We start from the raw sequence: 21,546 nt of genomic DNA, 5'->3' as shown, positions 1-21,546 counted from the left end.
TCAGCGTCCCGAGCCCCGCTGTCCGCGGCGGCTCGGCATCACGGTGACACCCTCGGGCACCGGCGGCAGGCCCACGGCGGTGCAGAGCAGCTCGCCCCACGCCTCGACGTGCGGGGCCAGGTCGAGCGGGGCCAGGTCGTCGGGGACCAGCGGCGTCCAGGACGCCCGGATCTCGATCTGGGCGGTCCCGCCCTCGTCGGACATGCCGCCGAAGCTCTCGGTCGCGACCCGGGTGACCGTGCCGGAGGCCGCGGCGTACGACGCCCCGTGCGCCTCGAGCGCCTCGGTCAGCCAGGACCAGCCCACCGCAGCGAGCATCGGGTCGGTGATCAGCTCGAGGTCGATCTCGGCGCGGGCGTAGGCGACGCACCGGAAGCTGCCCTCCCAGGCGTCGTTGCCCGCGGGGTCGTGCAGCAGGATGATCCGGCCGGTCCCGACGTCGGTGTCGTCGACGGTGACGTCGGCGGAGAGCGCGGAGGCGTACGGCGCGATCCGCTGCGGCGCCGGCATCTCCTCGCAGAAGATCTCCGGGCGCAGCCGCGCGGCGTGCATGGTCGCCACCGCATCGCGGAACTCCGCGGGTGCCGCACCCGCACCCGTGCTCGGGTGCGTCTCCTGACCGACGACCATGGGGTCACAGTAGGTCGATCCTCCGATCCCGATGTGCGAACACGCCGGTTGACCTGCGAGGCTTCGCCCGTGAACGCCGATCCACGCCTCACCGACAGCGCTTTCCTGAGGGCCGTGCGGGGCGAGCCGGTGCCGCACACGCCGGTGTGGTTCATGCGCCAGGCGGGCCGCTCGCTGCCGGAGTACCTCGCGGTCCGTGAGGGCGTCGGCATGCTCGAGTCCTGCATGGACCCGGCCCTGGTCGTCGAGATCACCCTGCAGCCGGTCCGCCGCTACGGCGTCGACGCGGCCATCTTCTTCTCCGACATCGTGCTGCCCCTCAAGGCGGTCGACGTCGACCTCGACATCGTGCCCGGCGTCGGCCCGGTCGTCGCCCACCCGGTGCGGACGCTCGCGGACGTCGAGGCGATCCCGGACCTGACGCCCGAGCACGTGCCGTTCATCACCGAGGCGGTCCGCGGCCTGGTCGCCGAGCTCGGTGGCACGCCGCTGATCGGGTTCGCGGGCGCGCCGTTCACGGTCGCGTCGTACCTCGTCGAGGGCGGGCCCTCCAAGGAGCACGCGAAGACCAAGGCGATGATGTTCGGCGCCCCCGACGTGTGGGACGCGCTGCTGCGCAAGATCGCCGGCATCTCCGCGGCCTACCTCGAGGTGCAGGTCGCCGCGGGCGCCTCGGCCGTGCAGCTGTTCGACTCGTGGGCCGGTGCGCTGACTCCCGCTGACTACCGCGACCACGTCATGCCGCACTCCGCGCACGTGCTCGAGCGGGCCGGGGCGCTGGGCGTGCCGCGCATCCACTTCGGTGTCGGTACGTCGAACCTGCTCGGCCTCATGGGCGAGGCCGGCGCCGACGTGGTCGGCGTCGACTGGCGCACCCCGCTCGCGCACGCGATCCCGCTGGTGGGTGACCGGGCGGTGCAGGGCAACCTCGACCCGACGCTGGTCTTCGCGCCCACCGAGGTCATGACCGCCCGGGCCGCCGAGATCATCGAGGCCGGCCGGGCCGCCCGGGGCCACGTGTTCAACCTCGGCCACGGCGTCATCCCCTCCACCGACCCCGACCAGCTCAAGCGGCTCACGGAGTTCGTCCAGTCCTACCCCGTCTGAGGTCCCGGGGCGGTACTCCCTGACGATCGGGCCCCGTGGGAGCGCTCCCGAGGGGCCCGTTCGTCAGGGACTATCCCTCCGACGGCTCCGGGGCCGGATGCGGGCGACGACGACGGGTGGCCCGCAGGACGAGCAGGGTCGGGACGCCGAGGACGAGCAGCAGGACCATCCACGGCAGCAGGGCGCCGACCAGGGTGGCCATCGCGACGGCGAACGTCGCCAGGCCGTGCCAGCCGGCCGACAGCCCGGCGAGGAAGCCGGTGTCGTCGTCCTTCGGTTTGGTGGCCTTCTTCTCCGGGATCTGGTCGACGCTGACGACGATCGTGGACAGCGAGGTCTGGCTCTGCAGGTACGCCGCCTGCCGCTCGAGCGAGTCGAGGTCGGCCTGCCGGCGGGAGAGCTGGGCCTCGATGGCCATGATGTCGCGGATGCTCTGGGCCCGGTCGAAGAGCACGGTGATCCGCTCGATGCTCCGGCGCTGCACCTTGATCCGGGTCTGGGTGTCGATCAGCTTGGTGGTGACGTCCTCCTCGCTGGTGTTCGCCGACTCCAGCTCCGCGCCCTCGATGGTCTTGAGCTCCGTCATCGCGTCGTCGAAGTCTGCCGCGGGGATCCGCAGCACCATCCGGGTGTACGCCGGCGCCCCGGCGTCGTCGGTCGTGGTCTTCTCCTCGGTCACCGAGCCCCCGTGGGCATCCACGACGCCCTGCACCTCGAACTGGGTCTTGCCGACGTCGTCGGCCCGCAGCGCGACGTTGCCCTTCTTGATCAGTGCCTGCTGCGGGTCGGCCGGGTCCGGCTGCTCCGCTGTCGACAGGAGGTCGGCGCCGTCGCGCACCTCGAAGCCCGAGCGGTCGCTGTCGGCGACGTTGCCCTCGGCCTGGGCAGGGGCGGGTGCGCCGGCGACCGAGCCGCTCGAGTCGCCACCGGAGTCGCCGTTGCCGTCACCGGAGCATCCGGTGACGGCGACCGCCAGCACGAGGAGAGCGGGGACCAGGGTGCGGACCGGGGTGAGCCTCATACCGGCTGGGACGGCAGACCCGGCCGATCGGTTCCCGGGTCCTCTGGGAGACTCGCGGGGTGAGCAGGATCGTGGTCGTGGGTGCCGGCATCGCAGGTCTGAGCGCGGCACGTGACCTGGTCGCCGCGGGCCACGACGTGGTCGTGCTCGAGTCGTCCTCGCGCGTCGGCGGCAAGCTGCGGCGCGACGAGGTCGCCGGCGTCACGGTCGACGTGGGCGCGGAGGCGATGCTCAACCGCCGCCCCGAGGGGGTTGGGCTGGCCCGTGAGCTCGGCCTCCCGATCGAGCACCCCACGGTGGCCTCCTCGCGGATCTGGACCCGCGGCGAGCTGCGGCCGCTGCCGCGCTCGCTGATGGGGGTGCCGCTCGACGTGCGCGAGCTGGAGTACTCCGGAGTGCTCTCCCGCGAGGGCCTCGCCCGGGTGCGGGAGGAGCCGACGCTCTGGCCTGAGCGGGTCGACGACGACATCTCCGTCGGCGAGCTGGTCGACCGCCGGTTCGGGCCCGAGGTCACCGACCGGCTCGTCGAGCCGTTGCTCGGGGGCGTGTACGCCGGGCACGCGCGGCTGATCTCGGCCCGCGCGTCGGTGCCGCAGCTGCTGACCTACGCCTCGCGCGGCTCGATCCTCGAGCAGGCCGGTGCGATCCCCACGACCTACGCCGGCCCGGTGTTCGCCGGCGTCCCCGGCGGCATGGGCCTGCTGCCCGAGTCGCTCGCCGCCGGGCTGGACGTCCGCACCGGCGCGACCGTCCGCGAGCTGGTCCGCACCGCCACCGGCTTCGCGCTGACGGTCGGGCCGACCACCGCCCCCGAGATGGTCGAGGCGGACGCGGTCGTGCTCGCGACCCCGGCGGCGCCGACCGCCCGGCTCCTCGGCTCGGTCGCCCCGGTCGCCGCCGCCGAGCTGGCGGCCGTCGAGTCGGCCTCGATGGTCGTGGTCACGTTCGCGTTCCGCGGGGACGACGTACCGGACCTGGCGGCGACGGAGTCCTCGGGCTTCCTGGTCCCCGCCGTCGAGGGCCACCGGGTCAAGGCAGCGACGTTCTCGTTCGCCAAGTGGGGCTGGGTCCGCGAGGCCGGCGACGGGCTGCTGCTCCTGCGCACCTCGCTCGGCCGGCACCGCGAGGAGCTCGCGCTGCAGGCCACCGACGAGGAGCTGGTCGCGTGGTCGCTCGAGGACCTCGGCGCGGCCGTGGGTCTCACGGCCGTCCCGGTCGACACCCACGTGCAGCGCTGGGGCGGCGGGCTCCCGCAGTACGCCGTCGGCCACCTCGACCGCGTCGCCCGCATCCGCGCGGCCGTGGCCGAGGTCCCCGGCCTGGCCGTCTGCGGCGCGGCGTACGACGGCGTCGGCATCCCCGCGGTGATCGCCTCCGCCCACCGCGCCGCCGCTGCGGTAGTCCCTGACGATCGGGCCCTCCCCGAGCCGGGTTAGGGGCCCGATCGTCAGGGACTACCGTTCCGGGCCGCCCCGGGAGCGCGCGCAGGTCGTTGGCACAATGGGGGGCATGAGCACCAAGGCGCAGAAGGCCCGGGAGATCAACGAGACCATCCGCTACACGATGTGGTCGGTCTTCCGGCTGGCCCAGCCCCTGGGCTCTGCCGACTCCGGGGCGGACCGCGCCGCCGAGGGTGCCGAGGTCGAGAAGCTCTTCGCCGAGCTCGCCGAGGCCGACGTGGTCGTGCGCGGCGTCTACGACGTCGCCGGCCTGCGCGCCGACGCCGACCTGATGGTCTGGTGGCACGCCACCACCTCCGAGGAGCTCCAGGACGCCTACCACCGCTTCCGCCGCACCGCCCTCGGTCGCCGGCTGGCCCCGGTCTGGTCGCAGATGGCGCTGCACCGGCCCGCGGAGTTCAACAAGAGCCACGTGCCGGCGTTCCTCAGCGACGAGGAGCCCAAGAAGCACGTGTGCGTCTACCCGTTCATCCGCTCCTACGAGTGGTACCTCCTCGAGGACTCCGAGCGGCGCCGGATGCTCGCCGAGCACGGCAAGATGGCCCGCGACTACGCCGACGTCCGCGCCAACACCGTCGCGAGCTTCGCGCTCGGCGACTACGAGTGGCTGCTGGCCTTCGAGGCCGACGAGCTCCACCGCATCGTCGACCTGATGCGGCACCTGCGCGCCTCCGACGCACGCCGGCACGTCCGCGAGGAGGTGCCGTTCTACACCGGCGCGCTCGTCGGCGTCGCCGACCTGGTCGACCGCCTGCCCTGACCCGGACGGCGCCGCGGAACCGGTACGACGGGCGGCCCGTCGTACCGGCATGAGGACCCTGCTCGCCGCGGTCGCCCTCTTCCTGGTCGCCCCGCTCCTGGGGGCCTGCGGGGACGACGGCGACACCACGGCCACCGACCCCGGCGCCCACGGCGACCCGACAGCCGCGGCGACGCCCACCGCGATCCCGGCCGCCCGGGGCACCGTGCACACCCGCGGACTCGCGACCGTGATGGACCGGGGCGAGGGCGGCCCCGAGCTCTGCCTGGGCCCGGTTGCGGAGTCGTGGCCGCCGCAGTGCGGCGGGCCGGCGATCGACGGCTGGGACTGGGCCGACCGGCACGGCGTGTTCGAGCGTCAGGGGGAGATCCGGTGGGGGCAGTTCCTCGTCACGGGCACCTGGGACGGCACCACCTTCGGCTACCACGACGCGATCCCCGCAGCGCTCTACGACCCGATGCCGACCGAGCAGGTGACCTACCCGCCGCCCGCGGTCGAGCACACGCCGGCCGAGCTCGAGGACATCGCCGGGGAGGTCGGTGACCTCCCCGGCGCCCAGGGTGCGTACGCCGACGCCGGGCACGTGCTGGTCGACGTGGTCTACGACGACGGCTCGCTGCAGGCCTGGGCCGACGACACCTACGGCAAGGACGTCGTGATCGTCCGGCCGGCGCTGCTCGACCAGTAGTCGCTCAGCGCACCGGGTGGTTCGCGACGAAGACCCCCGCCGGGTCGACGGCGGCGCGGACCTCGCGGAGCCGCTCCCACCGTTCGCCGTACACCGTGCCCAGGTCGGCGCGGGTCTCGACGAAGGTCAGCACCCGGGTGCCCGTGCTCCACGGCTCCAGCGCCGCGCACAGGGCGCGCGCGTCCGCGCGGCCGCGCTCGGCGGCCTCGGGGAACGGCGCCATCGCCACGCACAGCAGCGCGAACGCCCCCTCGACATACGACGTGACGCCGCCGCCCTCGACCGGCCGGCCCAGCGCGCCGCCGAGCTGGCGCAGCTCGCCGAACAGCAGCGACGAGGTGGATCCGGGACCTACCTCGGCGAGGAAGGCCGCGATCGCCTCCTCCGGCAGGCCGCTGAGCACCGCGTGGTCGCCCACCGCCGGGACCGGGGCGGGCGGGTCCATGTGCACCGCCAGCATCCCGGCCGCGGGGATCCGCCCGAACGTGTCCATCTCGGGCGCGAGCGCGCGGAGCGGGGCGAGCAGCTCGGCGGCGCGGTCGTCGTCCTCGAGCACCGCGCCGTCGACCACGACGATCTGGCGGCCGCTGAGGAACGGCGGCAGGTCCGGCAACGGCGGGAAGCTCATCACCCGCACCGCGGTGGTGACCGAGTCCGGGGTCTCGGCCGCCCACGCCGCCCAGGCACGGACCACCTCGGGTGCCCGGTCGCGCGGCCAGAGCAGCATGCCGGCGTACACGTCGGCGTACGGCAGCAGGTCGATCTCGAGCGCGACGACCACGCCGAGGTTGCCGCTGCCGCCGCGCAGCGCCCAGAACAGGTCGGCGTTCTCGTCGGCGGTGGCGCGCACGACCTCGCCGTCGGCGGTGACGACCTCGGCGGACCGGATGCTGTTGGCCGCCAGACCGTGGGCGCGGCCGTAGAACGACATCCCACCGCCCAGGGCGTATCCGGCGACGGCCACGTCACCGGCGCTGCCGTGCAGCGCGGTCAGGCCGTGCGGTGCGGTCGCGGCGACGACGTCCTGCCACCGCGTGCCGCCGAGCACCCGGGCGGTGCGCGCGTCGGGGTCGACGGTGACGCCGGTCAGCTCGGAGAGCCGGACCAGGACGACGTCGTCGAGCGCCGACGCGCCGAGCGCCGCGGCGCCGTGGCCGGTGCTCTGCGGCGCCACACGGAGCCCGGCCGCGGCTGCGGCGCGGACGACGGCGGCGACCTCGGCGTCGGAGTGCGGCACCGCGACCGCGGCGGGTCGCTGGTCGACCGCGAGGTTCCAGGGGGTGCGGGCGGCGTCGTACCCGGCGTCGCCGGGCAGGTGGACCCGGCCTTCACACAGGCCGCGGAGCGTTTCGGCGGGCATGGTCGGGGAGGTGGTCATGACGGTCGTTCCTTCGTGACGGTGGTGTGGTGCGAGCCCGGTGGACTCGGGGGGCCGGCCGTCCAGCGCGGATCGCGCGCCGACACAACAGCCAGGTACGCCGCGACCGGGGCGCGACCCGGTCCAGGACCGTGAGCGCGGCGCGGGGCGTTGCCTCGTGGTCGGTCGTGCCCCGGGATCGTGATGACGCCGCAACCCTCACGCGTCGAGGGTCGGGCAGGCCAGGCCGTCCTGTCGGCCGATTTTCCGCCGCGTCACCTGGTGGTCTGGTCCACCCCGAAACGGGGCGGGGCCCCCCGCGTGCTGGCCCTGGATCGTCGAGGCACCAGGAATGGCTGTCTGGGAGCGCTCCCAACAGCCATTTCTGGTGCCTCGACGGTCGCCCACCCGCCGACCCCGGTCAGCTCTGGTCGACCGGCTCCAGCGTCAGGCTGATCGAGTTGATGCAGTAGCGGTCACCGGTGGGGGTGCCGTAGCCGTCGGGGAACACGTGGCCCAGGTGCGAGCCGCAGTTGGCACAGCGCACCTCGACCCGCTTCATCCCGTGGGAGGTGTCCTCGATGTACTCGATGGTGTCGCTCAGCGGCTGGTAGAACGACGGCCAGCCGCAGCCGGAGTGGAACTTCGTGTCGGACTCGAAGAGCTTGGCCTGGCATGCCTTGCAGCGGTAGATGCCGGTGGTCTCGGTGTCGGTGTACTCGCCGGTGAACGCCCGCTCGGTGCCGGCCTCGCGGAGTACGGCGTACTCCTCCGGCGAGAGCTCCGCGCGCCACTCCTCGTCGGACTTCTCCACGTTGTAGGCCATGGGGCCAACGGTAGTCGGCCGCGGCAACACGATCGCCGGGTGTCGACGTCACGGGCGACCCACGTCACCCCTAGGGGCGTTGACTCATTCGGAGAACAATTGTTCACTGAAACGCATGGCCGGAGCGACGACGATCCCGTGGAGCCGCCTGCGGGGCGCAGGCGACAAGCTCACAACCCCCCTGCACCCCGACGACTACCTGCGCCTGCTCAACCCGCTGTGGAGCGAGCGCGAGCTGCGCGGCCGGGTCGAGGAGGTCATCCCCGAGACCGACGACGCCGCCACGCTGGTGATCCGTCCCGGCTGGGGCTGGCGCTACGACCACCGGCCGGGGCAGTACGTCGGCATCGGCGTCCAGGTCGACGGCAAGTTCCAGTGGCGGTCCTACTCGGTCAGCTCGCCGCCGCGACGCAAGGGCCGCACGATCTCGATCACCGTGCGGGCGATGCCCGAGGGCAAGCTCTCCGCGCACCTGGTCAACGGCCTCGCGCCGGGCACCATCGTGCGGCTCGCACTGCCCGACGGCGACTTCGTGCTGCCGGACCCGCCGCCCGCCAAGATGCTGTTCCTGGTCGGAGGCAGCGGCGTCACCCCGGTGATGGCCATGCTGCGCACGATGGACCGGCGCGCCCAGAAGAACGGCAGAGCCCTCCCCGACGTCGTCATGCACTACTCCTCGCCGACCCCGGAGCGGATGATCTTCCGTGACGAGCTCGACGACCTCGAGGCCCGGCACGAGTCGCTGACCGTGCACCGGCTGCACACCGACCTCGACGGCATGCTCGACCTCGCCGACGCCGAGCGCGGCCTCGACGGGATCTGCCCCGACTGGCGCGAGCGCGAGACCTGGGCCTGCGGTCCCGGGCCGATGCTCGACGCGATCACCGAGCACTACCGGGCCGCCGGCCTCGAGGACCGCCTGCACCTCGAACGGTTCTCCCTCGAGCTCGGCGGCGAGGGCGGCGAGGGCGGCACCATCACGTTCCGCAACTCCGGCAAGACCATCGAGGCCGACGGGGCGACCACCGTCCTCGAGGCGGGGGAGGAGGCGGGTGTCGGTATGCCGTACGGCTGCCGGATGGGCATCTGCCACACCTGCACCCTGACCCTCGTCTCCGGCACCGTGCGCGACCTGCGCAGCGGCGCGGAGTTCGGCCAGCCCAACGAGCGTGTGCAGACCTGTGTCACCGCCGCGGTCGGCGACTGCACGCTCGACATCTGACCACTGACCCGCAGACCCACCGACGAAGGGACCGACATGGCCATCTCGGACGTCAAGGAGTACACCCACCTCACCGAGGAGGAGGTGGAGCAGATCGGCCGCGAGCTCGACGCGATCCGGGCCGAGATCGAGGACTCGCGCGGCGCCAAGGACGCGGCGTACATCAACCGGCTGATCAAGATCCAGCGCGGCCTCGCGGCTGCCGGCCGCGTCACGCTGCTCGCCTCGAGCGCGACCGGCAAGGCCAAGAAGCCCGCCTGGGTCGCCGGAGCGGCACTGCTCGGGGTGGCCAAGATCCTCGAGAACATGGAGATCGGCCACAACGTCATGCACGGCCAGTGGGACTGGATGAACGACCCCGAGATCCACTCCTCCAACTGGGAGTGGGACACCGCGCAGCCGGCCGAGCAGTGGAAGCACAGCCACAACTACATCCACCACCAGTTCACCAACGTGCTCGGCTACGACAACGACATCGGCTACGGCATCCTCCGGATGGCCCGCGAGCAGAAGTGGCACCCGGTCTACCTCGGACAGCCGATCTACAACGCGCTGCTGGCGAGCCTGTTCCAGTGGGGCGTCGCGCTGCACGACCTCGACCTGGAGCGGATCCGCAAGGGCCAGAAGGACCCGAAGGAGATGAAGCGGCAGCTGCGCCAGATCGCGCGCAAGGGCCGCAACCAGATCCTCAAGGACTACGTGGTCTACCCGGCGTTGTCGGGCAAGGGCTGGAAGTCCACGCTGACCGCGAACATGACCGCCAACCTGGCCCGCAACCTGTGGGCCTACGTGATCATCTTCTGCGGCCACTTCCCCGACGGGGCCCTGCACTTCACCGAGGAGGAGATCGAGGACGAGACCCGCTCGGAGTGGTACCTGCGCCAGATCCTCGGCGCCGCCAACTTCAACGGCGGCCCGCTGCTGCACATCATGAGCGGCAACCTCGGCTTCCAGATCGAGCACCACCTGTTCCCCGACCTGCCCAGCAACCGGTACGCCGACATCGCCGTCCGGGTGCGGGCGCTGTGCGAGAAGTACGACATCCCGTACACGACCGGTCCGCTCTACCAGCAGTACGGCCAGGCGCTGCGCACGATCATCAAGCTCTCGCTGCCCAACTCGATGACCTCCAGCGACCAGCCTCCCCCTATGACTGAGCCTCCCACTCCGGCCCACGACCGCAAGCGCCGCTCCGACGACGAGCGCCCGCCCCGACGCCGCGAGCTCGGCGGGTGGATGAGGAGCGCGTCGTGATCGCGGTCGCCGACGGGCGCGTCCCCGACGTCACCGCCGGCCGGTGGGTGACGCAGTGCGCGCTGAGCCGCATCTGCGGCTCGTGCGCGGAGTCCCTGGGACGCCCGGTGGCGTTCCTCGGCACGCCCGCCGAGGTGGCGCGCAACGCGTTCCACCTCCCGCCGATGCACGTCGCGTGCGCCGAGGACCTGCGGCGTACGCCGGATGCCGACCCGACCTGGCAGCTGACGCTGACCGCGGGCTTCGAGTTCGTGCGCCCGGCGCGCGAGGACGAGGACCGGCGCCCGACGTTCCAGCCCAACTCGCTGCTCTGAGGGCAGAAGTAGGAGCCCCGCTGCCGCCTTCTCGGACCCACCCGGGGGAGGCGGGCTCGAGCGCGCGGCAGCGGGGCTCTGCGGTGGCCGCATGTTTCACCGGCGTCCGGATCAGGCTTGGTCCGTGCGACCGATGACCTCACCTTCGGTCGGGCTCGACGGCACCTGAGGACTGGACCAGACCACTTGTCGGCACGCCCCGGCGTCCGGCGTCCAGCCGAGCTCGGTTCCCGGCGCACCGCGTGCGGACGGGGAGCCCCGAGGTCACCTGAGGGACGAGCGGGAGGGCCCTCCGGGTAGGCCCCGATGTGGCGTGAGGGCGTGCGCGGGCACCGTGGACGGGTGCCGATCGCCCGCCGCCGCCTCGTCCTCTGCGCCGCCACGCTGCTGGCCTGCGCACCGTACCTCGTCCTCAAGATCGCCTGGCTGGCCGGGAGCTCCGTCGGCATGGCCTCCGGGGCGGCCGGGGCGGAGATGCACGACCATCGGTACGTCGTCGGCAACCTCGTCACCGTCGCGATGGACCTGGCCGCGGTCGCACTGGTGCTGGCGCTGACCTTCCCGTGGGGCCGGCGGGTCCCCGGCTGGCTGCTCGCCGGGCCGGTCTGGGTCGCCGCCGGGCTGCTGGCACCGATCGCGGTGGGGTTGCCCGTCGGCCTCGTGCTCCAGGCGCTCGTCGGTGGCGCTCCGGCACCGGGGGACAACGGCCTCGCGGGCTGGGTCTACGCCGTGGTCTACGGCGGCTTCGTGCTGCAAGGGGTGGGGATCCTGGGGGCGTTCTGGTGGCACGCGAGCGAACGATGGCCGGCGTGGTGGCGGGCCGGCCGGCTGCCCGCGCGCCCGGCGACGATCGCCGCGACGGTCGCCGCCGTCGGGTTCGGCGGGCTGCACCTGGCGTGGGCCGTCGCCGGCAGCGCCGCGGCCGCACCGGGCGGGTTCGAGACCGCGGCCCAGCGGGCCTACCTGGGCGCCACCGGCGTGCTGATCCTCGCGGGGGTGGTGCTCGACCGGGCCGCGATCGCCTGGGTCGGAACCGCGGTGACGGTCTTCGCCGGGCCGACGAAGATCCTGCTCGCCCACGACGGGCGACCCGGCGCCGTCGTACTGGCGACCGGACTGCTCGGGACCGTCGCCGGCCTGTGGCTGGTGTGCTCGCTGGTGCGCTCCTCGGTCCGTTCGCCGCGCGCGGTCCTGCCCTAAGGTCGGTCCATGGCGAAGGTGAGTGCTGCCGAGGTCCAGGCGGGCGGTCGTGCCGTCCGCGTCTCGAGCCCCGACCGGGTCATCTACGAGTCGACCGAGCGCACGCCCGAGGTCACCAAGCTGATGGTCGCGGAGTACTTCGCGAGCGTCGAGGACGGGCTGATGCGGGCGCTGCGCGAGCGCCCGACCGCGCTGGAGCGCTGGACCTCCGGGGTGCGCGAGGGGATGAGGCTGGCGACGGGTCCGCAGGACAAGGACGCCGACGCGTTCTACCAGAAGCGGGTGCCGAAGGGCGCTCCCGACTACCTCGAGACCGTGCAGGTCACCTTCCCGTCCGGGCGTACGGCGGACGAGATCTGCCCCACCGAGATCGCGGTCCCGGTGTGGTGCGCGCACATGGGCACGCTGGTCTTCCACCCGTGGCCGGTGCGCCGTGCCGACGTGGACCACCCCGACGAGCTGCGCATCGACCTCGACCCGCAGCCCGGCACGACGTTCTCCGACGCCGTCCGGGTCGCCGGCGTCGCCCGCGAGCTCCTCGAGGAGCTCGGCCTCGTCGGCTACCCGAAGACCTCCGGCAACCGGGGGGTGCACATCTACGTGCGGATCAAGCCGGAGTGGGAGTTCACCGACGTGCGGCACGCCGCGATCGGGCTCGGCCGCGAGCTGGCCAGGCGCGACGACGGGGTGACCATGGACTGGTGGAAGGAGGAGCGCGGGGAGCGGATCTTCGTCGACTTCAACCAGAACAACCGCGACCGGACGATCGCCTCGGCGTACTCCCTGCGCCCGCTCCCGGGCGCACCCGTCTCCACGCCGGTCACCTGGGACGAGCTCGCCGGCATCACCGACCCCCGCGAGTACAACCTCTTCACGGTCCCCGACCGGGTCGCCGACGGCGACCCGTGGGCGAGCATCGACGACACCGCCTTCTCCCTCGACCCGCTGCTGCGGCTCTGGGAGGAGCTGCCCGGCGGAGAGATGAACTTCCCGCCGGACTACCCCAAGATGCCCGGCGAGCCGCCGCGGGTGCAGCCGAGCAAGAAGGTCGCGGCGCACTGGGACGAGGACGGCAACCGCATCGAGTCCTGACCTCCGGTGCCCCATCGGGTGCCCTCCGGATGCCCGTTCGGGCACGTTTGGTACAGGCGGACCCGGGGAATCTCGTCCCCTGTCGGGGATGAGAGGAGAGGGAACCGATGTCCGAGCCTGCGCGACCTATCTCGGTGGTAGTGCTGTCAGATCAACCCGTGATCGCCGCCGGGGTGGAGCGACTGCTCGAGCCCTATGCAAACCGCGTCGTGGTCGTGGACGACTCGTCCGCCGATGACGACGCGATCGTGCTGTACGACGTGTTCGGCCTCTACGTCGGGAAGGAGGAGGACTTCGAACGCGTGGTGAAGAAGCACCCCGACCGCGTGCTGGCGATGTCGCGCGTGCTCCAGCCGGGCCTGACCGCCCGGGCCCTCGACCTCGGGGCGGTCGCGTCGGTGTCCGTCGGCCTCGAGGCCCCCGACCTCGTCGCCGCGATCGAGGCCTTCGCCGCCGGACACCTCCAGGACGGCTCGCAGGCCGACCTCGACAACCAGGCGGACCGGCGCCGCCAGCTGGGCCGGGACGTCGACCTGACCCCCCGCGAGCAGGAGGTCCTCGGGCTGATCGTCCGGGGCCGGTCGAACGAGGAGCTCGCCGCCGAGCTCTACCTGAGCATCAACACCGTGAAGACGTTGATCCGGTCGATCTACCGCAAGATCGACGTCACCAGCCGCGCCCAGGCCGTCGCCTGGGGTGTCGAGCACGGCTTCCCGACCGGGGCCGAGTCGGCCGGGCCGTAGGGGCCGGCGGGCCTCGTGCGGCGCCTGCACGCGGCGGGGGAGCCCACCAGCGCGGTGCTCCGGGAGCTCCCGCGGGGCGCGAGGGCGTTACCCGTCGGCCGGTTCGCCGCCGGCCCACCCACGCTCGAGTGGATCCGCTTCCACATGCTCGCGGAGGACGCCCGGCATGCCGGCCACCGGCTGCGGACACGTGAAAGGCCCGCCCCGCCTTCGTGGCTGAGCCACGCGCGCGGAGCGGGCCTTGCGGACCGACCGATGGCGCTCCCCCCAGCGCGCCGGGCGGATCCCCACGTTCCGCTCGATCGGTCCACATGTCGCGACCGGTGGCCCATCTCCCCACAGATCCCGGGCCCCCGGTGCCGGCGGGTCGCCCTGCCGACAACCACAACACTAGGACCGGGTTCTCCACGCCCGGGTCACACCAGATCCACAGGACGGACAGAGAACACCCACGCGTTAGCCTCAGCCCGTGCTCCTCGCCTTCGACACCGCCACCCCGCTCGTCACGGTGGCGCTCCACGACGGCGCCGACGTCGTCGTCGAGCTCCGCGCCGACCGGCCGATGAAGCACGCCGAGCAGCTGGCGCCGCTGATCGAGCGGGCGCTGGCCGAGGCCGGTGTCGTCCGCCAGGACCTCACGGCGATCGCGGCCGGGGTCGGGCCGGGGCCGTTCACCGGCCTGCGCGTCGGCCTCGTCACGGCCCGGACCCTGGCGTTCGTCCTCGACATCCCGGTGTACGGCGTGTGCTCGCTCGACGTGCTCGCCGTCGAGGCGGTCGACTCCCGTGCGGTGTCCGGCCCGTTCGTCGTGGCCACCGACGCCCGGCGCAAGGAGGTCTACCTGGCGCGGTACGACGCCGACGGGGCCCGCCTCGACGGGCCGGTCGTCGGCAAGCCGGCCGACCTCGCCACCCAGGATCAGGTCGTCGGGGAGGGGGGCGCGCTCTACCCCGACTCGTTCCCGCACCGCACCGGCCCGGCGGCGCCGAGCGCCGGGTGGCTGGCGCGGGTCGTCGCGGAGGAGCGTGCCGAGCTGATGGACCCCGAGCCGCTCTACCTGCGGCGCCCCGACGCGATGACCCCGCACGCGCCGAAGCGCGTGTCGTGACCGTCCGACCCGCCGGGCCCGACGACGTACCGGCCATCGCCGCCCTCGAGCGCGACTGCCTGGGGGCGGACGCGTGGTCGGAGGGGCTGGTCGCGGAGGGCGTGGCCGGCACCCTGCCGACGATCAGCTACCTGGTCGCCGAGGCGGGCGGGCGGGTCGTCGGGCACGCGACCGCGAGCGTCGTCGAGGACATCGCCGAGCTCCAGCGGATCGCGGTCGATCCGGGACGGCGCCGGCTCGGGCTGGCCAGCGCGCTGCTCGAGGCGGTGGTGGACCTCGCCCGGGCCGGTGGCGCCGACCGGCTGCTGCTCGAGGTGCGGGAGGACAACGCGGGCGCGCTCGCGTTCTACGCCGCCCGCGGCTTCGTCGAGGTGGACCGGCGCCGCCGCTACTACCGCGACGGCGCGACCGCCGTGGTGATGCGCCGCAGCCTCGTCCGAGGCTGCGGCGCATCCGCCTGAACCCGTCAGGTCACGGCAGGTAGTACGTCGGGTTCGGCAGCTTGACGGCCCGGTCGGACGAGCCGCCGATCAGGTCGCTGAACTGGTCGCCGAAGTTCGCGACGATGTGCAGCCCGAGCTTGTCCTGGACGTACTTCCGGGTCGACGCCTTGTAGTCGATCGTCGAGTAGCCGTCCTTGCCGTCGAGCGTGGGGTCGACGTACGCCGGCGGCGTGTCGGTGCTCGTCCACTTCGTGAAGTAGTACGCCGACTTGAACAGCGGGTTGCCCTGGGCGTCGTGGTAGTAGCGGGCCAGGTTGTCCAGCGTCGCGAGCCGCTGGCCGTTGTTGCGGCCGGTCAGACCGACGACCTTGCAGCCGGCCCTGGCGGCGGCCGCGACGACCCGGGGCATCCGCGGCGTGGCCGGGAAGCGACCCTCCTGCACCCAGGTGTTCTGCAGGGCGGGGTCGAAGTTGAAGTGCATCGCCGCGTCCTCCATGTCGTAGGTCATCAGCGTGGTGTCATCCGCATCGAAGACGACCGCGGGACGCTGGTGGCGCTTGACGCCCTTGGTGCAGATGGTGGTCAACCGGTGCCGCCACTTCGTGGCGACGCGGGTCATCTGGGAGATGTAGGGCGAGGCGTCCTTGCTGGCGATGCCACCGGTGGCGCCGTAGTAGGCGCGGATCGCGCCCTTGACGTTGTCGATGTTGGGGATCTTGTCGCCGGGCGTCGTGAGCCCGCTCGAGCCGTCGGCGGCCATGTCGAACGACGTGGGCAGCGCGAGGTCGGCGTCGCCGGCCGGAGCGCCCTTGATGTCGGGACTCGGCAGGTAGTACGTCGGGTTGGGCAGCTTCACGCTGTTCAGCGCGTGCCCGCCCTGGAGGTCGGAGTACTGGTCGCCGATGTTGAGGGCGATCGTGTAGCCGAGGGACTCGATGTGGGCGCGGGTGCCGGACTTGTACTCGACGGTGTTGCACTTGGCCGGGTCGTCGTTCGGGTCGACGCTGGCATGGCAGTCGAGGTACGCCGGAGGCGTGGCGGGCTTGGTGTAGAAGTTGTCGGCGTCGAACTCGTCGTAGCCGACCTTGGTGAGGTTGTCGAGCGTCGCCTGCTCCTGGGCCTCGCCCCGGCCGGTGATGCCGAAGACGTGGTAGCCGCGCCGTTGGACCTCGTTGACGAAGTCGACCATCCCGGGGGTCGCCGGGAACTTGCCGGGTAGCACCCACTCGTCGTTCTGGACCTTGGGGTCGAAGTTGAAGTGCATCGCCCCGTCCTCCATGTCGTAGGTCCACAGTGTGGTGTCGTCGGCGTCGAAGACGACCGCGAGGTCGGCCGCGGGCGCGGGATCGGGGAGCCGGGCGAGGATGGCCTGCTCGATGCCGGTGATCTCGGTGATGTAGGGCGAGCTGGCCTTGTCGGCGATGCCGGCGCTGGAGGCGTTGTAGTACTTGCGGATCGTCGACTTGACCGAGTCGATGTTGGGGATCGCCTCCCCGTTGGGGGCGGGCGCCGGGGCGGTGCCGTCGGGGTTGAGCGGCTTCAGCACGAAGTGCGTGCGGGGGGTCAGGGTGGAGTCGTCGGTGCGGGCGTCGGCCGTGGCCGCCGTCCCCACCAGGAGGGTGATCGCCGAGGCTGCCGTGACGAGGGCGCGGGCCCGGGAGCGTCCCGAGTTTCGCATGCGTGCTCCTTGAGGTGCGAGGTGGACCGGCTCAAGGTACGCCCGGCCAGGGACGCTGGGAAGATGCCCTTATGGGTGGAGCCGGGCCCCCTTGACGACCTTGTCCACGGCGTTGCGCGGTGCGTGCACGGCCAGCCCGACCAGGTCCAGGTCGTCGCGCGCGACCGCCCGCACCGCGGCGCGGTTGTCCTCGTCGTTGCCGGTGCGGAACAGGTCGGAGGTGAAGACGCCGACGGTCAGCTCGCGCCGCAGCGCCCGGGTGTGCGCCTCGCGCAGCGTGGCGGCATCGCCCTCGAAGACGAGGATCGGCTGGCCCAGCATCGCGAGGTACGCCGTACCGTCCGCGTCGGCGTAGGGCTCCCCGACCAGCTGCGGCCAGGCGGCGGTCACGCCGCTGACCAGGAACGCGGCCGTGTTGAGCCGCTGCCACGGGGCCAGGTCGTCGCGGAGTAGCACGGCGATCTTGGTGTCGTTTGCCATGGGCTGATCGTCGGCCGTCCGGGTGAGGCCGGTCTTGTACGTTCTTTGCATGGTGACGGGCATGGCACCACGGCCGACGATCCGTGCCTGGCGGCCGCCGGTCGCCGGCGTCGCCGAGGTCCTGCACGCGCACTTCCCCGAGCACGCGTACCCGTCGCACACCCACGACACCTGGACGCTCCTGCTCGTCGACACCGGCACGGTCCGCTACGACCTGGAGCGGCACCAGCACGGTGCGCTCGGCGACCGGGTCACGCTGCTGCCGCCGCACGTGCCGCACGACGGCCGGTCGGTGGAGCCGACCGGCTTCCGCAAGCGCGTGGTCTACCTGGAGGAGCAGACGATCGACCTCGGCCTGGTGGGTGCGGCCGTCGACCACCCCGGGTGGGCGGAGGCGGGGCTGCGCCGGCAGGTGCACGAGCTGCACGGATCGCTTGACCAGCCCGGCGACGCGTTCGAGGCCGAGGTGCGGCTGGCGCTGGTCGTCGATGCGCTCGAGCAGCGGCTCGCCGGGACCGAGCCGCCCGCCGTACGCCGTGACCGGCCGCTGGCGTACCGGCTGCGCGACCTCCTCGACGCGCGGGTGACCGACGGGCTGACTCTGCCCGAGGCGTCCCGTGTGCTCGGCGCGCACCCGACCCACCTGGTGCGGGCGTTCAGCGGCGAGTTCGGCATCCCGCCGCACCGCTATCTCACCGGGCGGCGCCTCGACCGGGCCCGCCGGCTGCTGCTGGCGGGTGAGCGGGCCGCCGACGTCGCCGCGATCGTGGGCTTCCACGACCAGGCGCACCTGACCCGGCACTTCCGGCGGCTGCTGGGGGTGACGCCGGCGGCGTACGCCCGGTCGGCACAATGAGCAGGTGAGCAGCGAACGCAACGTGCCCCTGGTGCTGGGCATCGAGACCTCGTGCGACGAGACCGGTGTCGGCATCGTGCGCGGCCACACCCTGCTCGCGGACGCCGTGGCCAGCAGCGTCGACGAGCACGCCCGCTTCGGCGGCGTGGTGCCCGAGGTCGCCAGCCGGGCGCACCTCGAGGCGATGGTCCCGACGATCGAGCGGGCCTGCGAGACCGCGGGCATCCGCCTGTACGACGTCGACGCGATCGCCGTCACCAGCGGCCCCGGCCTCGCCGGAGCGCTGATGGTGGGCGTCGCGGCCGCCAAGGCGCTCGCCATCGGGCTCGGCAAGCCGATCTACGGCGTCAACCACCTGGCGGCGCACGTCGCCGTCGACCAGCTCGAGCACGGCCCGCTGCCCGAGCCGTGCCTGGCGATGCTGGTCAGCGGCGGCCACTCCAGCCTGCTGCGGGTCGAGGACGTGACCACCGGGGTCGACCCGATGGGCGCCACCATCGACGACGCGGCGGGGGAGGCGTTCGACAAGGTCGCCCGGCTGCTCGGCCTGCCGTTCCCCGGTGGCCCGCACATCGACCGCGCCGCCCGCGAGGGCAACAGCGCCTACGTCGACTTCCCGCGCGGCCTGACCAGCCGACGCGACCTCGAGCGGCACCGCTTCGACTTCTCGTTCTCCGGTCTCAAGACCGCGGTCGCGCGCTGGGTCGAGGCGCGCGAGCGGTCCGGGGAGCCGGTGCCGGTCAACGACGTCGCCGCGAGCTTCCAGGAGGCGGTGTGCGACGTGCTCACGCGCAAGGCGATCGACGCGGCCGTCAGCGAGGGCATCGAGGACATCCTCATCGGCGGCGGCGTCGCGGCGAACTCCCGCCTGCGCGCGATGGCCGAGGAGCGCGCTGCCGCGAAGGGCATCCGCGTCCGGGTGCCCCGGCCCGGCCTGTGCACCGACAACGGCGCGATGGTCGCCGCCCTCGGTGCCGAGATGGTCGCCCGCGGCCGCACCCCGTCCGCGCTCGACCTCCCCGCCGACTCCTCGCTGCCCGTCACCGACGTCCTGGTCTGACTGTCCGTCTGGGGTAGTCCCTGACGATCGGGCCCCGGATCTCGCCCGGAAGGGGCCCGTTCGTCAGGGAGTATCCCGGTGGTGGTCCCCCGGGACGTCGGCCAGAGCGTGGGGCGCCTGCTCGTCGCCGTGGCCGGGCCACCAGGCGGTGTGCCCGATCAGCGCGGTCAGGGCGGGGGTGAAGAACATCGCCATCACGAACGCCGCCACGAAGATGCCGAATGACAGGGCGAAGCCCATCGAGACGATCAGCGTGTTGCCGCCCAGCATCAGCGAGGCGAACGTGCCGGCGAGGATCACGCCCGCCGCGGCGATCGTGGGCCCGGCGTGCTTGACCGCCTCCGCGGCCGCGGTGTGGGGATCCTTGCCCTCGCGCGCCTCCTCGCGCAGGCGCGCGATCATCAGGATGTTGTAGTCCGTGCCGAGGGCGGTGACGAACAGGTAGATGTAGATCGGCAGCATGAAGATCAGGCCCTCGTGGCCGAGGACGTGCTGGAACATCACCACCGTGGCACCCAGGGTGGCCGCGAACCCCAGACCGACCGCCGCCATCAGGTACCACGGCGCGACCAGGCTGCGCAGCAGCAGCCCGAGGATCAGCATGATGATGAGGGCGGCGACCGGGAAGACCACGGAGTAGTCGCGGGCCATCGCCTTCTGGAGGTCGGCGAAGACCGACGGCGTACCGCCCACGTAGGCCTCCGTGCCGTCGGGCGCCGAGTCGTGGGCGGTGTCGCGCACCGGCCCCTTGACGTCGTTGAGCGCGGCGTCGGAGGCCGGGTCGTGGTCGAGCACGACGCTGAACTGCGCCGCGGTGCCGTCCTTCGAGACCTCGGCCGGGTAGACCTGCGTCACGCCCTGCGCGGCCTCCAGGTCGGAGCGGTAGGTCTCCAGTGCGGACTCGTCGAGCGGACCGTCGTCGGAGACCAGCACCACGGGGACCGGCTCGCTGGCGCCGGCGGCGAAGTGCTTCTGGAAGACCTCCAGGCCCTGGGTCGACTCGACGTCCTTGGGCAGGCTGGAGTTGAAGTCGAACGACGGGTTGAAGCTGAGCGCGAACGCCGCGAGCGCCACCATGACGGCTCCTGAGGCGAGCGCGAAGCGTCCGGGGCGTCGGCCGAGCGCGGCGCCGACCCGGCCGAACCGCGCCCCCTCGGGCTCGTGGCGCCACTTCCTCGACGGCCAGAACAGCGCCCGGCCGAGCACCGTGACCACGGCCGGGACGAGGGTGAGGGCGGCGAGCAGGGTGACCGCGACGGCGATCGCCAGCGCCGGCCCGATGGCCCGGAACAGGCTCAGCGAGCTCAGCAGCAGCGCCAGGAACGCGACGATGACGGCGCCGCCGGCCGACGCGATGGCCTCGCCTGCGCGCTCGAGGGCGTGCACGACCGACGGCCGGGTCTCCTCGCCCTGCCGGCGGCGCTCGCGGTAGCGGAACAGGAAGAACAGGATGTAGTCGGTGCCGATGCCGTAGAGCACCACGACGAGGATCGTCTGGATCGAGGAGTCCGCCTTGAGCCCGAACGCCTCGTTGGCCCACCCGATCAGCCCGGTGGCCACCGAGGACGCCAACGTGACGACCAGGATCGGCATCAGGCAGATGACCACGCTGCGGAAGATCACCGCGAGCAGGACGACGATCAGCACGACCGTCGCGATGGCGACGATCGCCAGCGTCCGGTCGCCCTCCTCCTGGGAGTCCAGGCTCTGGGGGACCGACCCGGTCGTGAGGACCTCGAGGTCCGAGCCCTCCATCAGGGGCTCGAGCTCCTTGCGCAGGTCCTTGCCGTCCTCGATGGCCTGGTCGTCGAAGCCGGTGGCGTTGTCGGCGAGGCCGATGATGCCGATCTGGACGAGGCCGTCCTGGGAGACGTTGGGGTTGCCCTCGGGGTCGGTGGTGGCGACCTGCTGCACGAAGGTCTTCTCGTTGAGCTTCGGCCCGAGCTCCTGCGCGACCTTGGCGACCGCCGCCTGGTCGTCGGCCGTGAGCTCGCCGCGGTCCTTGCGTTCGAAGACCAGGATCGCGCCCGGTGTCGTGGCGCCCGGGAACTTGTCGTCCTGGATCTTCGCGGCCCGGATCGACTCGTAGTGGTCGGGCAGGAAGTCCGACTCGTCCGAGGTCGTCTGCAGGGCTGGAGCGAACGCGATCACGAGTCCGGCGAGCAGCAGCCACGCCGCAATGACGAACCAGGCACGACGGGACACGAAGCGACCAAGGGCGGCGAACACGATTCCTGACCCTAGCCA

The 21,546-nt window shown here is 72.6% G+C and carries 21 protein-coding genes; 14 read left to right on the top strand and 7 right to left on the bottom strand.

Features of this window, described 5'->3' with window-relative positions:
• Positions 1-630 carry a DUF3000 domain-containing protein gene (locus QQZ14_RS18605; RefSeq protein ID WP_284535895.1) on the bottom strand — a complete coding sequence of 210 codons (630 nt, stop codon included), beginning with the start codon at positions 628-630 and terminating at the stop codon, positions 1-3.
• Between the two features lie 69 nt (positions 631-699).
• Between QQZ14_RS18605 and hemE the strand changes: the two genes are divergently transcribed.
• A complete protein-coding gene (gene hemE / locus QQZ14_RS18600; protein ID WP_284535894.1) occupies positions 700-1,737 on the top strand; it encodes a uroporphyrinogen decarboxylase in 1,038 nt (345 codons plus the stop codon).
• 70 nt (positions 1,738-1,807) lie between these two features.
• Here hemE and QQZ14_RS18595 read toward each other — a convergent pair whose 3' ends face one another.
• Entirely contained in the window at positions 1,808-2,758 is a 951-nt protein-coding gene (locus QQZ14_RS18595; RefSeq protein ID WP_284535893.1) for a DUF4349 domain-containing protein, read from the bottom strand.
• Between the two features lie 59 nt (positions 2,759-2,817).
• Here QQZ14_RS18595 and hemG point away from each other — a divergent pair, with 59 nt between their 5' ends.
• The 3 genes from hemG (at position 2,818) to QQZ14_RS18580 (ending at position 5,666) form a co-directional block, all read left to right on the top strand.
• Positions 2,818-4,194 carry a protoporphyrinogen oxidase gene (gene hemG, locus QQZ14_RS18590; protein ID WP_284535892.1) on the top strand — a complete coding sequence of 459 codons (1,377 nt, stop codon included), beginning with the start codon at positions 2,818-2,820 and terminating at the stop codon, positions 4,192-4,194.
• A 64-nt stretch (positions 4,195-4,258) separates the two neighbouring features.
• On the top strand, positions 4,259-4,978 hold the full coding sequence (gene hemQ / locus QQZ14_RS18585) for a hydrogen peroxide-dependent heme synthase (RefSeq protein ID WP_284535891.1): 720 nt from the start codon (positions 4,259-4,261) through the stop codon (positions 4,976-4,978).
• Between the two features lie 49 nt (positions 4,979-5,027).
• Positions 5,028-5,666 carry a hypothetical protein gene (locus tag QQZ14_RS18580; protein ID WP_284535890.1) on the top strand — a complete coding sequence of 213 codons (639 nt, stop codon included), beginning with the start codon at positions 5,028-5,030 and terminating at the stop codon, positions 5,664-5,666.
• Positions 5,667-5,670: 4 nt separating this feature from the next.
• Here the strand turns inward: QQZ14_RS18580 and QQZ14_RS18575 are convergent, their stop codons facing one another.
• Together QQZ14_RS18575 and msrB are read right to left on the bottom strand one after the other, a co-directional pair.
• The gene (locus QQZ14_RS18575; RefSeq protein ID WP_284535889.1) at positions 5,671-7,044 is read right to left on the bottom strand and encodes an FAD-binding oxidoreductase; all 1,374 of its coding nucleotides are present in this window, start codon (positions 7,042-7,044) and stop codon (positions 5,671-5,673) included.
• Between the two features lie 400 nt (positions 7,045-7,444).
• Positions 7,445-7,849: a peptide-methionine (R)-S-oxide reductase MsrB gene (gene msrB, locus QQZ14_RS18570; RefSeq protein WP_284535888.1), complete on the bottom strand. Its 405-nt coding sequence runs from the start codon at positions 7,847-7,849 to the stop codon at positions 7,445-7,447.
• 115 nt (positions 7,850-7,964) lie between these two features.
• On the opposite strand from msrB, the gene QQZ14_RS18565 reads away from it, so the two are divergent.
• The 8 genes from QQZ14_RS18565 to rimI all read left to right on the top strand — a co-directional run bounded on the left by QQZ14_RS18565 (position 7,965) and on the right by rimI (position 15,243).
• Positions 7,965-9,071, top strand: a complete 1,107-nt coding sequence (locus QQZ14_RS18565; RefSeq protein WP_284535887.1) for a ferredoxin reductase — start codon at positions 7,965-7,967, stop codon at positions 9,069-9,071.
• Between the two features lie 36 nt (positions 9,072-9,107).
• Entirely contained in the window at positions 9,108-10,325 is a 1,218-nt protein-coding gene (locus tag QQZ14_RS18560) for a fatty acid desaturase family protein (protein WP_284535886.1), read from the top strand.
• Positions 10,322-10,639 carry a hypothetical protein gene (locus QQZ14_RS18555; RefSeq protein ID WP_284535885.1) on the top strand — a complete coding sequence of 106 codons (318 nt, stop codon included), beginning with the start codon at positions 10,322-10,324 and terminating at the stop codon, positions 10,637-10,639. Before QQZ14_RS18560 ends, QQZ14_RS18555 begins: the two co-directional genes overlap by 4 nt.
• 342 nt (positions 10,640-10,981) lie before the next feature.
• Positions 10,982-11,839, top strand: coding sequence for a hypothetical protein (locus QQZ14_RS18550; RefSeq protein ID WP_284535884.1), 858 nt, complete (start codon positions 10,982-10,984; stop codon positions 11,837-11,839).
• Between the two features lie 9 nt (positions 11,840-11,848).
• Positions 11,849-12,931, top strand: a complete 1,083-nt coding sequence (locus tag QQZ14_RS18545; RefSeq protein ID WP_284535883.1) for a DNA polymerase domain-containing protein — start codon at positions 11,849-11,851, stop codon at positions 12,929-12,931.
• A gap of 158 nt (positions 12,932-13,089) precedes the next feature.
• Positions 13,090-13,674 (top strand): helix-turn-helix transcriptional regulator, encoded by a 585-nt coding sequence (locus QQZ14_RS18540; RefSeq protein ID WP_284535882.1) that lies wholly within the window; start codon positions 13,090-13,092, stop codon positions 13,672-13,674.
• 469 nt (positions 13,675-14,143) lie between these two features.
• Positions 14,144-14,782: a tRNA (adenosine(37)-N6)-threonylcarbamoyltransferase complex dimerization subunit type 1 TsaB gene (gene tsaB, locus QQZ14_RS18530; protein ID WP_284535881.1), complete on the top strand. Its 639-nt coding sequence runs from the start codon at positions 14,144-14,146 to the stop codon at positions 14,780-14,782.
• Complete coding sequence (gene rimI / locus QQZ14_RS18525) at positions 14,779-15,243, top strand: ribosomal protein S18-alanine N-acetyltransferase (RefSeq protein ID WP_284536218.1); 465 nt, start codon at positions 14,779-14,781, stop codon at positions 15,241-15,243. The genes tsaB and rimI overlap by 4 nt, the downstream gene beginning before the upstream one ends.
• Positions 15,244-15,253: 10 nt before the next feature.
• On the opposite strand, the gene QQZ14_RS18520 is transcribed toward rimI, so the two are convergent.
• A complete protein-coding gene (locus QQZ14_RS18520; protein ID WP_284535880.1) occupies positions 15,254-16,903 on the bottom strand; it encodes an HAD family acid phosphatase in 1,650 nt (549 codons plus the stop codon).
• A gap of 69 nt (positions 16,904-16,972) precedes the next feature.
• Entirely contained in the window at positions 16,973-17,383 is a 411-nt protein-coding gene (locus QQZ14_RS18515; protein WP_284535879.1) for a DUF2000 domain-containing protein, read from the bottom strand.
• A gap of 61 nt (positions 17,384-17,444) precedes the next feature.
• Between QQZ14_RS18515 and QQZ14_RS18510 the strand changes: the two genes are divergently transcribed.
• Positions 17,445-18,239 (top strand): helix-turn-helix domain-containing protein, encoded by a 795-nt coding sequence (locus QQZ14_RS18510; RefSeq protein WP_284535878.1) that lies wholly within the window; start codon positions 17,445-17,447, stop codon positions 18,237-18,239.
• Between the two features lie 4 nt (positions 18,240-18,243).
• Complete coding sequence (gene tsaD, locus QQZ14_RS18505; RefSeq protein ID WP_284535877.1) at positions 18,244-19,299, top strand: tRNA (adenosine(37)-N6)-threonylcarbamoyltransferase complex transferase subunit TsaD; 1,056 nt, start codon at positions 18,244-18,246, stop codon at positions 19,297-19,299.
• 63 nt (positions 19,300-19,362) lie between these two features.
• Here tsaD and QQZ14_RS18500 read toward each other — a convergent pair whose 3' ends face one another.
• On the bottom strand, positions 19,363-21,528 hold the full coding sequence (locus tag QQZ14_RS18500) for an MMPL family transporter (protein WP_284535876.1): 2,166 nt from the start codon (positions 21,526-21,528) through the stop codon (positions 19,363-19,365).
• Positions 21,529-21,546 lie beyond the last annotated feature (18 nt).

It is taken from the genome of Nocardioides sp. T2.26MG-1 (genome assembly GCF_950101795.1).
Lineage (GTDB): Bacteria > Actinomycetota > Actinomycetes > Propionibacteriales > Nocardioidaceae > Nocardioides.
The sequence above is the reverse complement of the archived record's forward strand: the minus strand, read 5'-3'. Positions and strand labels throughout refer to the sequence as shown.

Excerpts from the sequence above, each read along its gene's own strand:
- QQZ14_RS18510 (WP_284535878.1), top strand. The coding sequence starts at position 17,445 with ATGGCACCACGGCCGACGATCCGTGCCTGGCGGCCGCCGGTCGCCGGC.
- QQZ14_RS18515 (WP_284535879.1), bottom strand. The coding sequence starts at position 17,383 with ATGGCAAACGACACCAAGATCGCCGTGCTACTCCGCGACGACCTGGCC.
- QQZ14_RS18605 (WP_284535895.1), bottom strand. The coding sequence starts at position 630 with ATGGTCGTCGGTCAGGAGACGCACCCGAGCACGGGTGCGGGTGCGGCA.
- QQZ14_RS18560 (WP_284535886.1), top strand. The coding sequence starts at position 9,108 with ATGGCCATCTCGGACGTCAAGGAGTACACCCACCTCACCGAGGAGGAG.
- QQZ14_RS18595 (WP_284535893.1), bottom strand. The coding sequence starts at position 2,758 with ATGAGGCTCACCCCGGTCCGCACCCTGGTCCCCGCTCTCCTCGTGCTG.
- QQZ14_RS18575 (WP_284535889.1), bottom strand. The coding sequence starts at position 7,044 with ATGACCACCTCCCCGACCATGCCCGCCGAAACGCTCCGCGGCCTGTGT.
- QQZ14_RS18520 (WP_284535880.1), bottom strand. The coding sequence starts at position 16,903 with ATGCGAAACTCGGGACGCTCCCGGGCCCGCGCCCTCGTCACGGCAGCC.
- hemQ (WP_284535891.1), top strand. The coding sequence starts at position 4,259 with ATGGGGGGCATGAGCACCAAGGCGCAGAAGGCCCGGGAGATCAACGAG.
- msrB (WP_284535888.1), bottom strand. The coding sequence starts at position 7,849 with ATGGCCTACAACGTGGAGAAGTCCGACGAGGAGTGGCGCGCGGAGCTC.
- QQZ14_RS18565 (WP_284535887.1), top strand. The coding sequence starts at position 7,965 with ATGGCCGGAGCGACGACGATCCCGTGGAGCCGCCTGCGGGGCGCAGGC.
- QQZ14_RS18545 (WP_284535883.1), top strand. The coding sequence starts at position 11,849 with ATGGCGAAGGTGAGTGCTGCCGAGGTCCAGGCGGGCGGTCGTGCCGTC.
- QQZ14_RS18580 (WP_284535890.1), top strand. The coding sequence starts at position 5,028 with ATGAGGACCCTGCTCGCCGCGGTCGCCCTCTTCCTGGTCGCCCCGCTC.